This window comes from Falsiroseomonas sp. CW058, assembly GCF_050563535.1.
GTDB lineage: Bacteria > Pseudomonadota > Alphaproteobacteria > Acetobacterales > Acetobacteraceae > Falsiroseomonas.
The window spans coordinates 201,302-215,674 of the sequence record NZ_JBNXUO010000003.1 but is presented as its reverse complement, the minus strand read 5'-3'; the positions used below and the strand labels follow the sequence as shown (position 1 = coordinate 215,674).

Annotated in this window: 15 protein-coding genes; 9 read left to right on the top strand and 6 right to left on the bottom strand. The window is 71.0% G+C overall.

Annotated features, from left to right (window positions below; all coding sequences use genetic code 11):
* The first annotated feature begins 7 nt into the window (after positions 1 to 7).
* The 4 genes from tatB (at position 8) to serS (ending at position 3,191) form a co-directional block, all read left to right on the top strand.
* Positions 8 to 553, top strand: coding sequence for a Sec-independent protein translocase protein TatB (tatB, locus tag ACK8OX_RS04430; protein WP_430662709.1), 546 nt, complete (start codon positions 8 to 10; stop codon positions 551 to 553).
* 29 nt (positions 554 to 582) lie between these two features.
* The gene (gene tatC, locus ACK8OX_RS04425; protein WP_430662708.1) at positions 583 to 1,380 is read left to right on the top strand and encodes a twin-arginine translocase subunit TatC; all 798 of its coding nucleotides are present in this window, start codon (positions 583 to 585) and stop codon (positions 1,378 to 1,380) included.
* A 67-nt stretch (positions 1,381 to 1,447) separates the two neighbouring features.
* On the top strand, positions 1,448 to 1,837 hold the full coding sequence (locus ACK8OX_RS04420; protein WP_430662707.1) for a DUF4160 domain-containing protein: 390 nt from the start codon (positions 1,448 to 1,450) through the stop codon (positions 1,835 to 1,837).
* 76 nt (positions 1,838 to 1,913) lie between these two features.
* A complete protein-coding gene (gene serS / locus ACK8OX_RS04415) occupies positions 1,914 to 3,191 on the top strand; it encodes a serine--tRNA ligase (RefSeq protein ID WP_430662706.1) in 1,278 nt (425 codons plus the stop codon).
* Positions 3,192 to 3,236: 45 nt separating this feature from the next.
* On the opposite strand, the gene ACK8OX_RS04410 is transcribed toward serS, so the two are convergent.
* The 3 genes from ACK8OX_RS04410 to ACK8OX_RS04400 form a co-directional block, all read right to left on the bottom strand.
* Positions 3,237 to 3,458 (bottom strand): hypothetical protein, encoded by a 222-nt coding sequence (locus ACK8OX_RS04410; RefSeq protein ID WP_430662705.1) that lies wholly within the window; start codon positions 3,456 to 3,458, stop codon positions 3,237 to 3,239.
* A gap of 212 nt (positions 3,459 to 3,670) precedes the next feature.
* Positions 3,671 to 3,901 carry a hypothetical protein gene (locus ACK8OX_RS04405; RefSeq protein WP_430662704.1) on the bottom strand — a complete coding sequence of 77 codons (231 nt, stop codon included), beginning with the start codon at positions 3,899 to 3,901 and terminating at the stop codon, positions 3,671 to 3,673.
* 169 nt (positions 3,902 to 4,070) lie between these two features.
* Positions 4,071 to 4,910 carry an ATP-binding protein gene (locus ACK8OX_RS04400; protein WP_430662811.1) on the bottom strand — a complete coding sequence of 280 codons (840 nt, stop codon included), beginning with the start codon at positions 4,908 to 4,910 and terminating at the stop codon, positions 4,071 to 4,073.
* Positions 4,911 to 5,044: 134 nt separating this feature from the next.
* Here ACK8OX_RS04400 and yajC point away from each other — a divergent pair, with 134 nt between their 5' ends.
* On the top strand, positions 5,045 to 5,386 hold the full coding sequence (yajC, locus tag ACK8OX_RS04395; RefSeq protein ID WP_430662703.1) for a preprotein translocase subunit YajC: 342 nt from the start codon (positions 5,045 to 5,047) through the stop codon (positions 5,384 to 5,386).
* A 58-nt stretch (positions 5,387 to 5,444) separates the two neighbouring features.
* On the opposite strand, the gene ACK8OX_RS04390 is transcribed toward yajC, so the two are convergent.
* Complete coding sequence (locus ACK8OX_RS04390; protein ID WP_430662702.1) at positions 5,445 to 6,083, bottom strand: superoxide dismutase; 639 nt, start codon at positions 6,081 to 6,083, stop codon at positions 5,445 to 5,447.
* A 114-nt stretch (positions 6,084 to 6,197) separates the two neighbouring features.
* On the opposite strand from ACK8OX_RS04390, the gene ACK8OX_RS04385 reads away from it, so the two are divergent.
* Both ACK8OX_RS04385 and ACK8OX_RS04380 read left to right on the top strand, forming a co-directional pair.
* On the top strand, positions 6,198 to 7,022 hold the full coding sequence (locus ACK8OX_RS04385; protein WP_430662701.1) for a squalene/phytoene synthase family protein: 825 nt from the start codon (positions 6,198 to 6,200) through the stop codon (positions 7,020 to 7,022).
* 37 nt (positions 7,023 to 7,059) lie between these two features.
* Complete coding sequence (locus tag ACK8OX_RS04380) at positions 7,060 to 7,830, top strand: molybdate ABC transporter substrate-binding protein (protein ID WP_430662700.1); 771 nt, start codon at positions 7,060 to 7,062, stop codon at positions 7,828 to 7,830.
* Between the two features lie 37 nt (positions 7,831 to 7,867).
* On the opposite strand, the gene ACK8OX_RS04375 is transcribed toward ACK8OX_RS04380, so the two are convergent.
* Entirely contained in the window at positions 7,868 to 9,814 is a 1,947-nt protein-coding gene (locus ACK8OX_RS04375) for a carbohydrate-binding domain-containing protein (protein ID WP_430662699.1), read from the bottom strand.
* A gap of 200 nt (positions 9,815 to 10,014) precedes the next feature.
* Between ACK8OX_RS04375 and ACK8OX_RS04370 the strand changes: the two genes are divergently transcribed.
* Positions 10,015 to 10,644, top strand: a complete 630-nt coding sequence (locus ACK8OX_RS04370; RefSeq protein ID WP_430662698.1) for a hypothetical protein — start codon at positions 10,015 to 10,017, stop codon at positions 10,642 to 10,644.
* Positions 10,645 to 10,675: 31 nt separating this feature from the next.
* Here the strand turns inward: ACK8OX_RS04370 and uvrA are convergent, their stop codons facing one another.
* The gene (gene uvrA, locus ACK8OX_RS04365; RefSeq protein WP_430662697.1) at positions 10,676 to 13,552 is read right to left on the bottom strand and encodes an excinuclease ABC subunit UvrA; all 2,877 of its coding nucleotides are present in this window, start codon (positions 13,550 to 13,552) and stop codon (positions 10,676 to 10,678) included.
* Positions 13,553 to 13,756: 204 nt separating this feature from the next.
* Here uvrA and ssb point away from each other — a divergent pair, with 204 nt between their 5' ends.
* The gene (ssb, locus tag ACK8OX_RS04360; RefSeq protein ID WP_430662696.1) at positions 13,757 to 14,296 is read left to right on the top strand and encodes a single-stranded DNA-binding protein; all 540 of its coding nucleotides are present in this window, start codon (positions 13,757 to 13,759) and stop codon (positions 14,294 to 14,296) included.
* Positions 14,297 to 14,373: the final 77 nt, after the last annotated feature.

Sequence of the window (14,373 nt, the reverse complement as noted above, 5' to 3'; positions counted from 1 at the left end):
GGGACACATGCTCGGTCTGGACTGGTCGGAGCTTGCGTTGATCGCGGTGGTCGCGGTGGTCGTCATCGGCCCCAAGGACCTGCCCGACGCCGTGCGCGGCATCGCCAAGGGCATCCAGAAGCTGCGCCGCATGGCCGGCGAATTCCAGGGCCATGTGGACGAGGTGGTGCGCGAGGCCAAGCTCGAGGATGTGCGGAACCAGATCAACGAGATCCGCAGCTTCGACTTCCGCAGCGTGGTCGAGAAGGAGATCGACAAGGATGGGTCGATCCGCAAGACCTTCGCCGAGGATCCGATCGGCAACCCGCTGAAGGATGCCTGGGACGCGAAGCCTGCCACCGGCGCCGCGGTGACGCCGCCGCCCGCGGGTGACGCCATCGGGGCCGCGCCGCCTCCGCCGCCCGCCGCGCCGGCCTTCATCCCGCCCGGCACGCTTCCGCCGCTGCCCGTGGCAAGCCCGCCGCCCCCGGCCGCCGAGGCGCCGCCGCCGCCCGCCTTCGTCCCGCCGCCGGCCGCGACCCCGCCGGCGCCGCCCGCCGGCACCAAGATCTGACCAGCCGAGTGCCATTGGGGGCCGCCGCCGTGCCGCGTGACGAGAACGACACGATCGACGACAAGCCGATGCCGCTGATCGAGCACCTGATGGAGCTGCGCACGCGGCTTCTCTGGTCGATCGGCGCCTTCATCATCGCCTTCGCGGTCTGCTACTACTTCTCGCGCCAGATCTACGGCTTCCTCGCCGCCCCGCTGGCCGACATCCTGCATTCGCAAAGCGGGCAGGAGCGGCGGATGATCTTCACCGCGCTCTACGAGGCCTTCTTCACCTACCTGAAGGTCGCCTTCTTCGGCGCCACCTTCTTCAGCTTCCCGATGTGGGCGACGCAGCTCTGGCTGTTCATCGCGCCGGGGCTGTACCGAAGCGAGAAGCGGGCCATCACGCCCTTCCTCGTCGCCTCGCCCTTCCTGTTCGTCGCGGGGGCGGCGCTGGCCTACTACTTCATCTTCCCGCTCGCCTGGAAGTTCTTCATCAGCTTCGAGACGCCGTCGGACGGCACCACGGTGGCCATCCAGCTGGAGGCGAAGGTCAGCGAATACCTCTCGCTCGTCATGCACATGATCCTGGCCTTCGGCATCGCCTTCCAGCTGCCGGTGCTGCTGACGCTGATGGCGCGGGTCGGCATCGTCAGCGTGGAGACGCTGAAGAAGGGCCGGCGCTACGCCATCGTCATCATGTTCGTGGTGGCCGCGGTCATCACGCCGCCCGACATCATCAGCCAGATCGGCCTCGCGATCCCGCTGATCCTGCTCTACGAGATCTCCATCATCACCGCGTCCTGGATGCTCCGCGGGCAGAAGAAGGAAGGGCAGCAGGGAAGCTGAGGAGCCGGCGACTTCCGGCGCCGCCGGGCGTTGGACGGAAGTTGCGGGAATCGGATATCCTCCCTCCATGACGTCCTTCGGCTTCATGACCGGGCCTCCTGGCTTTCCTGCCGGACGGGACGTGAGTCCGCCGCCGGACCAGGACGACCCCTTCGAGATGGCCAACCTGCACCCGCGTTCGACCGGGCTTCCCATGACCGTGTGGGTTTCGCCGCGCGGCAATGCGCGCCACGATGCGCGGGTGAAGGTGTCCCGGCAGGGTGGCGACCGCATGGTGATCGAGGACGCGGCCGTGGTCGCGATCCGGCCGGAGCCGACGCTTCTCGCAGGCCATCTCGACCCGCAGGACCTGGGCGCCGTTCGTGCCTGGATCCTGCTGAACCAGGCGGCCCTCATCGCCTATTGGGATGGCGAGCTGGACACGGTCGAGCTGGTCATGAGGCTGCAAAGGGTCTGACGCCCGGCCGCGCTTGACGGCCCGCGAAACCTTCCCTAGCCCCGCCCGCGAGCTATTCGGACAGGGCTGCATCCATATGCACGACATCAGGGCGCTGCGCGCCGATCCGGCCGGTTTCGACGCGGCGCTGGCGCGGCGCGGCATGGCGCCGGCGGCGGCCGAGGCGCTGCGCCTCGACGACCTGCGGGTCGAGGCGGTGCGCGTCACCCAGGCTGCCCAGACCACCCGCAACGAACTCTCCCGCCGCATCGGCGCCGCGATGAAGGCCGGCGACACGGCGGAGGCGGAGCGGCTGAAAGCCGAGGTCAAGGCGGCGATGGACGCTGCGGCCGCCGCGACCCCGGACGCGCATGAGGCGGCGCGCGACAGCTTCCTCGCCACCCTGCCCAACATGCTGGATGCCGAGGTGCCGGACGGCCGGGACGAGACGGCCAATGTCGTGCAGCATGTCCACGGCAAGCCGAAGGCGTTCGACTTCGCGCCGCGGCAGCATTTCGAGATCGGCGAGTCGCTCGGCCTCATGGATTTCGCGGTCGCCGCCAAGCTGGCCGGCAGCCGCTTCACCGTCCTGCGCGGCGCGCTGGCGCGGCTGGAACGCGCGCTCGGCCAGTGGATGCTGGACCTGCACACCGGGGAACACGGCTACACCGAATGCGCCGTGCCGCTGCTGGTGAACGACGCGACGATGCATGGCACCGGCCAGTTGCCGAAATTCGGCGAGGACCTGTTCCGCACCACCGATGGCCGCTGGCTGATCCCGACCGCCGAGGTGCCGCTGACCAACTTCGCACGCGGCGCGATTCTCGACGCGGCTGCCCTGCCGATCCGGCTGACCGCACTGACCCCCTGCTTCCGCAGCGAGGCGGGGTCCGCCGGGCGGGACACGCGCGGCATGCTGCGGCAGCACCAGTTCGCGAAGGTGGAGTTGGTCTCCATCACCGCGCCGTCGCAATCCGCCGACGAGCATGAGCGGATGACGCGCTGCGCGGAGCGGGTGTTGACCGAACTCGGCCTCGCCTGGCGCCGCGTGCTGCTGTGCAGCGGCGACACCGGCTTCGGCGCCGCGAAGACCTATGACCTGGAGGTGTGGCTGCCCGGCCAGGGCGCCTGGCGCGAGATCTCCTCCTGCTCCAACTGCCGGGACTTCCAGGGGCGGCGGATGGACGCGCGATTCAAGGCGGCGGGCGCGAAGGGGACCGACTTCGTCCACACGCTCAATGGCAGCGGTGTCGCGGTGGGACGTGCCCTGATCGCGGTGCTGGAGACCCACCAGGAAGCCGATGGTTCGGTGACCGTGCCGGAGGTCCTGAGGCCCTGGATGGGCGGCATGTCCCGCATCGGGGCGGCCGGCTGAGGCCCGCCGGGCAGAGAGGGGCGCCCGCGACGGGCGCCCCTGCCGTCAGGCCAGCGGCGCCGGGGTCGGGCCCGCAAGGATCGCATCGGCGCGCATCAGCAGCACGCCGAGCACGAAGCTGAAGCCGAGGGTCGCCATCGGCCGGCCGATCATCCAGCCGACCAAGGCGAGCGCCGTGACGAGAGCCATCGAGACCCAGAGATGGCGCTCGGCCAGGCCCCAGGCGAGACCGATCGGCGCGAGCGCCGCGGAGAACAGGCTTTTCACCGGGATTTCCTTCATGGACGGGGCGGGGGCCCCTTCGCCCCGGTGCGGGGCGCACGGACGCGCGCGGCAGCAACCTGCGCAGGCCGCTCGCCGGGATGCAACATATTCCGCGTGGGGCTGCCGGCGAAAGGGAGCAACCCGGAGCCCGCTACCCGCTGCGGGCCGGCGCATGTCCCGGGCCCGGCTCGTCGCCGGCACCCGGGCGTCGCGGGCTACATGTTCTCCGCGTGCGTGCCCTGCTCCGCCGGGCGGTCGCGTTCGCCAAGCCACATCATCACATAGGAACCGAAGGACACCAGCGCGCAGGCCCAGAGATCGTGCCCAGTGAGGTCGGCCCCGAGGCCCGCGGCGAAGCTGATGGCGATGGCGAGCCAGGGATGCGCATGGGCCTGGCGGAACAACATCGCGAAGGGGGCGAGCGTCAGGTTCGTGATGGCGGTCATGGGGATTTCCTTGTGCCGTCACGCTGCCCGGACCCGATGCCGGACATGGCGTGGCACGCGGGCCCATGGCTCACGAATTCGCGAGGCGATGCAAGCGGCGCAGTTGTTTGCGACCGCGAATTCATCCAGCCGTCAGGCCGCCGGCAAGGAAGCCGGCCGCCCGCCTGCTTCAGGCAGCGATGCGCACGCCGAGGCGCCCCGCCATCTCCTGCACGAATTGCCAGGCGACACGGCCCGACCGTCCGCCGCGCGTCACGCTCCATTCCACGGCGGCGCGCCGCAGCTCCTCCGCCCCGATCGGAAGGTCGAAATGGGCGGCATAGCCCTCGATCATCGCGAAGAAGGTGTCCTGGTCGCAGTTGTGGAAGCCGATCCAGAGCCCGAAGCGGTCCGACAGGGAGACCTTCTCCTCCACCGCCTCGCCGGGGTTAATGGAGGTGCTGCGCTCGTTCTCGATCATGTCGCGCGGCATCAGGTGGCGGCGGTTCGAGGTGGCGTAGAACAGGACGTTGGGCGGCCTTCCCTCGATCCCGCCGTCGAGCACCGACTTCAACGCCTTGTAGTCCGCGTCCTCGCGCTCGAAGGACAGGTCGTCGCAGAAGACCAGGCAGCGGCGGTCCTCCGCCCGGAGGATGTTCAGCAGATCCGGCAGGGTGCGGATGTCCTCGCGGTGGATCTCGATGAGGGCGAGGCTGCCGGGCGCCTCGGCGTTGGCTTCGGCATGGGCGGCCTTCACCAGCGACGACTTGCCCATGCCCCGCGCGCCCCAGAGCATCGCGTTGTTGGCCGGCAGGCCGCGCGCGAAGCGCAGCGTGTTCTCGAGCAGGATGGCCTTCTGCCGCTCCACCCCCTGCAGCAGCACCATCTCCACCGCCGAGACCCTGCGCACGGGCGCCAGCCGCGGCGCCGGCAGCGGGTGCCAGACGAAGGCGTCCGCGGCGCCGAGATCGGGCTTCGGCGGCACGGGCGGGGCCAGCCGCTCCAGCGCCTCGGCGATGCGGGTCAGCATGGGCAGCAGGGCATGGGCGTCGGTCAAGGCCGTGGGTCCGGGGGATATATTGACGGGAAGGGGCCGACAGTTAGGTTGCGCGCCGCGCCCCTGGCAACCCCGCCGGGCAGGACGGAAGCCGGACCGACCTCATCATGTTCATCTCTCCCGCCTATGCCCAGGATGCCGCAGGCGGCACCGGGGCGGTGATCATGCAGCTGCTGCCGCTGCTGCTGATCTTCGCGGTGTTCTACTTCCTGCTGATCCGCCCGCAGCAGAAGAAGATGAAGGACCACCGCGCCATGCTCCAGGCGCTGAAGCGCAACGACAAGGTCATCACCGCAGGCGGCATCGTCGCCACCGTGACCAAGGTGCGCGACGACAGCGACGAGGTGGAGGTGGAGATCGCGCCGGGCGTGCGCGTCACCGTCGTGCGCGGCACGATCGGCAGCGTGGTGAAGCCGCCCGAGGCGGCGAACGACGCGGCGAAGGCCTGACCACCCGCGGCACCGCCCGTGCCGGCCGTGTCGCCACGGCCGGCACGGGCGCCCGCCTTCAGGCGGCCTGGCCGGACTTCAGCCCGCCCTGCTGGAGGAGGCTGTCCACCACGTCCCAATCGACGAGCTTGTTCAGGAAGTTGTCGAGGTAGTTCGGGCGCACGTTGCGGAAGTCCAGGTAGTAGGCGTGTTCCCACACGTCGCAGCCGAGGATCGGCGTGCCCTCGCCGGTCGAGATCGGGTTGGCGCCGTTCGGGGTCTTGGTGACGGCGAGCTTGCCGTCCGCCTTGACGATCAGCCAGGCCCAGCCGGAGCCGAACTGCGTCACGCCCGCCTGCTTGAACGCGTCCTTGAAGGCCTGCAGGCCGCCCAGGTCGCTGTCGATCTTCGCGGCCAGCGCCGCCGGCAGCCTGTCCCCGCCGCCCTTCGGCGACATCACCTGCCAGAACAGCAGGTGGTTCCAGTGCTGGCCGGCCTGGTTCAGCACGGGCAGGCCGTCGGCGCCCTGCCGTCCGGCATCGGCCACGATCTGCTCCAGCGTCTTGCCGGCGAGGCCCTTGGATTCGACCAGGCCGTTCAGCGCCGTGACATAGGCGTTGTGGTGCTTGCCGTGGTGGAGTTCGAGCGTCTCCTGGCACATGCCCTGGCCCGCGAGGGCATTGGTGGAATAGGGAAGGGGCGGCAGGCTGAAGGGCATGGATCTCTCCCGTTTGGCAGTTCGTTGCCGCGGTTGACCTAGGACCGGCGGCAGGGGGCGTCAACCGCGCAGCGGTGCTTGCGCCTGGCGCGCCGGGCGGTCATCTGCCGGGGGATGCCAGACGCCCCCGACGCCCAGCCCGACCTTGCCGGATTCGTGCGCCGGCACGACCCGGACCGCTTCCTCTGCACCCTGTTCGCGCCCGCGCCGCGGCGGCCGGCGCTGTTCGCGCTGCTCGCCTACAACCACGAGATCGCCCGCGCCCGAGAGGCGGCGACGAACCCCATCGCGGCCCTGATCCGCCTGCAATGGTGGCGCGAGGCGGTGGAGGAGGCCGCCGAGGGCAGGCCGGCGCGGCGGCACGAGGTGGCGGGGCCGCTGCATGCCGCCCTTGCCTCCGGCGCGCTCGACCCGCGGGACCTGCTGGCCCTGGCCGATGCGCGGGAGATGGAGATGGAGGAAGGCGGCATGCCGACGCGCGGCGCCTTCGGCGCCTATCTCCGCGCCACCGCGGGCGGCCTGGCGACGGCGATGGGCCGCGCGCTCGGCGTCGAGGGGGCCGCGCTGCCGGCGTTGCAGCGCATCGGCGCCTGCTACGGGCTGGCGGGGGTGCTGCGCAGCCTTCCCGCCCATGCCGCACAGGGGCGCTGCCTGCTGCCGCGCGATGCGCTGGAGGAAGCCGGGCTGTCGGCCGAGGCGGTGGTGACGGAGCCAGCCCGCGCCGCGCCGCTCCGCCGCGCGCTGGCCGAGGAGGGGGGCGCGATGCTGCGGGCGGCGCTGGAGGTGGTGCTGCCGCGGGCCGCACTCCCGGTCGCGCTGTCCGCGGTGCTGGCCCGGCGCGACCTGGCGCGGCTGGCGGCGGGGCGGGAAGTGCCTGCGCCGCGCGGCCTTGGCGACCGCCTGGCGGTCACCTGGGCGGGGCTGCGCGGGCGCGTCTGACCATGCCATCCTGCCGCGAAACGGGAGGACCAGCACCATGATGCCGAAGCGCCGCCACCTTTTCCTCGCCAGCCTCGCCCTGCCGGCCGGGGCGTGGGCGCAGGTCGCGACCTCCGCCGCCGGGATGCCGCCCATCTATGCCGCGGGCGCGGTCAAGCACGCGGTCGAGGAACTGCGGGAGGGGCTGCGCGCGGCGGGGCGGCCGGTGCCGGATGCGCTCTACGACACGGTCGGCGCGCTGCGCGACCGCATCCTGGGTGGCGACCGCCCGGCCGTGACGCTGCTTTCGGCCGAGGCCGTCGCGGTGATCGCGGCGCGGGGGATCGTGCCGGCGGACGGCATCGCGGAGGTCGGGCGCACCGGGGTCGGGCTCGCCGCGCCGGCGGGCCGGGCGGCGCCGGACATCGCGACGCCGGAGGCCTTCCGCGCGGCGCTGCTGGCCGCCGACAGCATCGCCTTCGCCGATCCGGCGCGCGGCGCGACAGCGGGGCGGCACGTCCAGGCGGTGCTGGAGCGCATGGGCCTGCTCGACCAGCTTCGGCCGAAGCTGCGCCTGGTGCCCTTCGGGGTGGAGGGCATCAACATGATCGCCCGCGGCGAGGTGGCGCTGGCCTTCAGCCAGGCGACCGAGATCATCGACCGGCCGGGCGTGCAGCTTGTGGGCCTGCTGCCCGATGCGCTGCAGCTCTGGACCGTCTACCGCGCTGCCGTGATCCGGGATGGGGAGGAGGCGCGGGCGCTGATGGCGCTGTTCGGCTCGGACGCTGCGCGGGCTGCCTTCGCGAAGATCGGCTTCCGGCCGGCCTGAGGGCCGCCGCCCCCGCATAGCGCAGGGGCGGCGGTGGTCACAGGATGAAGTCCGCGGCCCGCAGGGCGAAGGTGCCGGCCAGCTCGATCTCCGCATCCACGGTGCCGTCGCCCGAGAAGGAGGACGTGCCGGCGGCGTCCATCTGCAGGATCGTCCGCCCGTCCGCGACCGTGTAGCGCAGCTGCGGCGGGCCCGCGGCCCCGGCCGTGCCGGTGAACTCCGCCGTGCCGATGAAGCGAAACGTGTCATCCACCGAGAAGGCGCGCCGCCCGAACCGGAGCGCGGCCGACAGGTCGATCACGTCCTCGCCCTGCTGGAAATCGAGGATCACATCCCGCTCCCCCGGACCGATGCCGGTGCCGAGCCGCGTCTGGAAGGCGGCGCTGGGTGAGAAGGGGGCGAGCGAAACGCCGACCCCGAAGGCGAAGGCATCCGCGCCTGCATTGCCCGTGAAGACGTCGCCAAAGGCCAGCGTTTCCTGGAGGCGGTCGGGACCGCCGGTCCCGGTCAGCGCCACCGGCGCGGGCGGGGGCGGGACGGTGAAGGTCGCGACCTGCCGGACGCCGTTGGCGAACAGCTCCGCGCTGCTGCCGGGAAGGGCTTCGCCGTTCAGCGCGGCGCCCTCCACATAGAGGTTGCGGTCGGCATCGGCCGACCCGCCCCAGGCATCGTTGAGGAATTCCACCGTCACGCTGTGCTCGCCCGGCGCGAAGTCGCGCGAGATGTAGATCGTGTCGTAGCTGCCGTCGCGTCGTTCGGAACTCGCGGACAGGGGCGCGTCGAAGACCGGAACGCCATCCACCCGCACCACGTATTCGGCATTGCCGAGCCAGTCGTCCTGGCTGATCCGCAGCAGCAGCGTGCTGGCGCCGAGCCCGATGCCGCGGCCCGTGGACAGGGCCTCGCTGAAGCTCGCGACCTCCTGCGGGCCGGAGGTGAAAAGCGCGCGGGGCGTGTCGAACAGGGACTGGCCTTCGAAGCTGGCGCCCTCGACATAGAGGTTGCGGTCGGCCTCGGGGCCGCCGCCCCAGGCATCGTTGAGGAAGTCCACCGTCACCCGGTGGGCGCCCGGCGCGAAATCGCCGAGGACCGTGACCGTGTCGGCCTGGCCGAGGGAGCGCAGGGCCCCCGCCGTAAGCACGCCGCCGACCTGCACGCCGTCGATGCTGACGGTGTAGCGGGCATCGCCCTCGAAGGCGTCCTGGCTGATGCGGAGCACCACGGCATCGGGGCCGGAGCCGATGGTGACCTGCTGCGGCGGCCGGGGCCCTGCGCCGAAGGCGATGTCCTGCGCGCCGTCGGTGTAGAGCGCGAGCGCGGCGCCGGGGACCTCCACGCCGTTGTAGGACACCCCCTCGACATAGAGGTTGCGGTCCGCGCCGGCCGATCCGCTCCATGCGTCGTTCAGGAACTCCACCGTCAGCCGATGCGGGCCCGGGCCGAAATCGCCCCGCACGGTGATGCTGTCCTGCTGGCCGAACTGGCGTTCCGCACCCGCGGTCAGGATGCCATCGACCCGCACGCCGTCGACGCTGAGGGTGTATCTCGCATCGCCGCGCCAGTCATCCTGGCTCATCCGCAGCAGGATCGCGTCCGGGCCGGTGCCGATGGTCCGGGTCACGGGCACGGCATCGCGGAAGGTACCGATCACGCGGGTTCCCGCAGTGTAGAGCGTGACGCTGTCGTCGAGGAGGGGGCGGCCCTCGAAGCTTGCGCCCTCGACATGGAGGTTGCGGTCCGCGCCTGCCGATCCCCCCCAGGCATCGTTGAGGAAGGTGACTGCCACCTCATGCACCCCCGGCCCGAAATTTCCGGCCACCGTCACCGTGTCCGTCTCGCCGAGGGAGCGGAGCGCACCGGCAGGGAGCACGTCGCCCACCTGGCGGCCGTCGATGCTGACAGTGTAGCGGGCATCGCCGCGGTAGGCGTCCTGGCTGATCGCTAGCAGCACCTCATCCGGGCCGGAGCCAAGCCTCTGGTTCAATCGCATCCCCGCCTCCCCAAACTCGTCTTCTTTCCGTGCCAGGCGGGCCTCCCCGGGCAGGCATCGGCGTCAGGCCACGCGGCCGCGCGGGCGACGAGCACAGAACGAAGCCGGCGCCCATTCCGTTCCCGGGGCGGGATGCGGGCCTGCCGCGGCTCCAGGTTGCTGACGCGCCTTCCCGCCGGCTGCTAGGCTGGGGCATGGCTGCCAACGACTCGGAATTCATCGGCCCTGCGCGAGAGCGGAACCGGGACTTCGCGCGCGGCTGGAACGGCACGCCGGGGACGCTGCCCCGGGGCGGGATCACCTGGCCCGAGGAGGTGAAGATCCGCAAGGGCACGGTGCTGATCCGGATCGGCCATTCGCGTGACGACCGGGGCAACCCCATCCCCGACTGGGTCAACCTCACCTCGCCCTGGTGGATGGAGAGCGGGACCTTCCTCGAAATCGCCGCGCGGGGGGAGGATGCGGGCACCGGCATCGAGCAGATGGTGCGGATGAAGCTGGCCCTGACGCCGGATTTCGGCGTGGCCGACACGCTGTTCTGGGTGATCACGCGCGACAGGCTGCGGGCGTGGAACGGGCGGGCGCGGCCGGTGATGGAGGACCCCGACCCGAAGGTGCGGGAGAAGCAGGGGCGGCCCATGGCCTGGCTAGGCGGCTACGAGGTCGCGCAGAACTTCATCCCCGGCCTGCGCGACTTCGCGAAGTGGTGCCCGACCCAGCTCGCGCTCGACGCCTTCGGCGTGCTGCCGAAGATGCCGATCGGCGCCTACGCCACCATCCGCAAGGGCGGGTTCGGGCTGGTGAAGTGGCCCTGGCCAGGGTGAGCCATGCCGGCGGGCACCCCGCCCGCCGCGATCAGGCCCGCCTGCACTTCCGCACCGGCTCCGCCGCCACCACAGCGCCGTCCCGCGCCAGGATCGGGGCGAGGAACCGCCCGGTATGGCTTTCCGCCACCGCGGCCACCTCCTCCGGCGTGCCGGCGGCGACGATCCGCCCGCCGCCCTCGCCGCCTTCGGGGCCGAGGTCGAGGATCCAGTCCGCGGTCTTGATGACCTCCAGGTTGTGCTCGATCACCACCACCGTGTTGCCCTGCGCCACCAGCGCGTGCAGCACCTCGAGCAGCTTGCGCACATCCTCGAAGTGCAGCCCCGTCGTCGGCTCGTCGAGGATGTAGAGCGTGCGGCCGGTGGCGCGGCGCGACAATTCCTTCGAAAGCTTGATGCGCTGCGCCTCGCCGCCGCTCAGCGTCGTCGCCTGCTGGCCGAGATGGATGTAGCCGAGGCCGACATCGCGCAGCACCACGAGCTTGTCGCGGATGGCGGGCACGGCGGAGAAGAACTCCACCCCCTCGTCCACCGTCATGTCGAGCACGTCGGCGATGGACTTGCCGCGGAACTTCACCTCCAGCGTCTCGCGGTTGTAGCGCTTGCCCTTGCAGGTGTCGCAGGTGACGTAGACGTCGGGCAGGAAGTGCATCTCGATCTTCAGCACGCCGTCGCCGCAGCAAGCCTCGCAGCGGCCGCCCTTGACGTTGAAGCTGAAGCGGCCAGGGGCGTAGCCGCGCGCGCGGCTGTCCGGCAATTCGCTGAACCAGTCGCGGATGGGCGCGAAAAGCCCGGTGTAGGTCGCGGGGTTGGAGCGCGGGGTGCGGCCGATCGGCGACTGGTCGATGTCGATGATCTTGTCGAGATGCTCCAGCCCCTCGATCCGCTCATGCGTGGCGGGCACCTGGCCGCTGCCCATCAGGCGGCGGGACGCGGCCTTGTAGAGCGTCTCGATCACCAGCGTGGACTTGCCGCCGCCCGACACGCCGGCGACGCAGCAGAAGGTGCCGAGCGGGATCTCCGCGCTGACGTCCTTGAGGTTGTTCCCCCGCGCGCCGACGACGCGCAGCAGGCGCTTCGGGTCCGGCGGCCGGCGCCGGTCCGGCATCGGGATGCGGCGCGCGCCCGACAGGTACTGGCCGGTGATGCTGTCCGGGTGCTGCTCCACCTCGGCCGGCGTGCCCTGGGCGATCACCCGGCCGCCGCCCTTGCCGGCGGCGGGACCGATGTCGATCAGGTGGTCGGCGCTGCGGATCGCATCCTCGTCATGCTCCACCACCAGCACGGTGTTGCCGATGTCGCGCAGGCGCCGCAGCGTGGCGAGCAGGCGTTCGTTGTCGCGCTGGTGCAGCCCGATCGAGGGCTCGTCCAGCACGTAGAGCACGCCGGTCAGCCCGCTGCCGATCTGCGAGGCGAGCCTGATGCGCTGCGATTCCCCGCCGGACAGCGTGGCGGAGGACCGGCCGAGCGAGAGGTAGTCGAGCCCCACATCCACCAGGAACTGCAGCCGCTCCTCGATCTCGCGCAGGATGCGGCGCGCGATCTCGGCGCGCTGGGGCGTCAGCGTCGCCATCACCCCCGCGAACCAGTCCCGCGCCTTGCGGATGGACAGGGCGTTGACCTCGCCGATGTGGCGCGAGGCGACCTTCACGGAGAGGGATTCGGGCTTCAGCCGATGGCCGAGGCAGGCCGGGCAGGGGCGGTCGGCCTGGTAGCGCGACAGGTCCTCCCGCACCCAGGGATTGTCCGTCTCGCGGTAGCGGCGTTCGAGGTTGGGGATCACGCCCTCGAAGGACTTCTTCACGTCGTAGGCGCGCAGCCCGTCCTTGTATTTCAGCGTCACCACCTCGGCGCCCGTGCCGTGCAGGACCACCTGGCGGAAGGGCTTCGGCAGCTCGGCCCAGGGGGTGGTCATCGCCACCTTGAAGTGCCGCGCCAGGCTTTCCAGCGTCTGGTCGTAATAGGGCGAGGAAGCGCCGGCCCAGGGCTGGACCGCGCCATCCTTCAGCGACTTGCCATCATCGGGTACGACAAGCATCGGGTCGAAGAAGCTCTGGCTGCCGAGCCCGTCGCAGGTCGGGCAGGCGCCCTGCGGGCTGTTGAAGCTGAACAGCCGCGGCTCGATCTCCTCGATGGTGAAGCCGGAGACAGGGCACGCGAATTTCTGGCTGAAGACCGTGCGTTCGCCGCCATCGGCGTTCTCGGCGTAGGCGACGCCCTCGGCAAGGCCGAGCGCCGTCTCGAGGCTGTCGGCGATGCGGGATTGCGAGCCGTCGCGCACCACGATGCGGTCCACCACCACCTCGATGTCGTGCTTCAGCTTCTTGCTGAGCTCCGGCGCCTCGCTGATCTGGTAGAGCGTGCCATCCACCTTCACGCGCTCGAATCCGCGGCGCTGGTATTCGGCGAACTCCTTCTTGAACTCGCCCTTCTTCCCCTTCGCCACGGGGGCGAGCAGCAGCAGGCGCGTGCCTTCCGGCATGGCCATGATGCGGTCCACCATCTGGCTGACCGTCTGCGCCTCGATCGGCAGGCCTGTGGCGGGGGAATAGGGCACGCCGACGCGCGCCCAGAGCAGGCGCATGTAGTCGTGGATCTCGGTCACCGTGCCGACGGTGGAGCGCGGGTTGTGGCTGGTGGTCTTCTGCTCGATGGAGATGGCCGGCGACAGGCCCTCGATGCTGTCCACGTCCGGCTTCTGCATGAGCTGCAGGAATTGCCGCGCATAGGCGCTGAGGCTCTCGACATAGCGGCGCTGGCCCTCGGCGTAGATGGTGTCGAAGGCGAGCGACGACTTGCCGCTGCCCGACAGGCCGGTGACCACCGTCAGCGTGTCGCGCGGGATGTCGAGGTCGACGTTCTTGAGGTTGTGTTCCCGCGCGCCGCGGATGCGGATCAAGCCGGTCATGGGTCACCGATGCCGATGCAGCGGCGCCGTGCCCGGCCGGACGGCCCGGAACGACGTTCGCATTGTGTTCTGGGGGGTTCTACACCATATAGATGGGGCGGAAAGGGGATTCGGCAGGGGTCCCCGGCGCGGCCGGCACGCATGGCTGGCCTGCTTCGAGCCGGGCGGGTACATTCCGCCCGACAGATCAAGGGATGCGGCGCCATGGCCGGTGTGAACAAGGTGATCCTCGTCGGCCGGCTCGGCCGCGACCCGGAAGTGCGGAATTTCCAGAATGGCGGCCGGGTGGTGAACCTGCGACTTGCGACCTCCGAACGCTACAAGGACCGCGAGGGCAACATGCAGGAGCGGACCGAGTGGCATTCGGTCGCGATCTTCAACGAGAAGCTGGGCGAGATCGCGGAGAAATACCTGCGGAAGGGGTCCGAGGTCTATCTCGAAGGCCAGCTCGAGACCCGGAAGTGGCAGGACCAGTCCGGCCAGGACCGCTACACGACGGAGATCGTGCTGCGCCAGTATCGCGGGGAGATCGCGCTGCTCGGCGGCCGCGGCACGGGTGGCGAGATGGGCGGCGACCCGGGCGAGGGCGGCGGGAGCAGCTATGGCGGCGGGGGCGGTGGACGTTCCGGCGGCGGGCGCCCGGGAAGCTGGGAACCACAGGGCAATGGCGGTGGCGGTGGCCGTTCTTCGGGCGGCGGCCGCGCGCCGGCCAAGGCGGACCTCGACGACGACATCCCGTTCTGAGGCGCCCGGAGGGCGGCATGCCGGCCGCGGCTGGCGCGTTTGTGCGCGGGGCCGCGCGCGCCTATATTGCAGCGCAG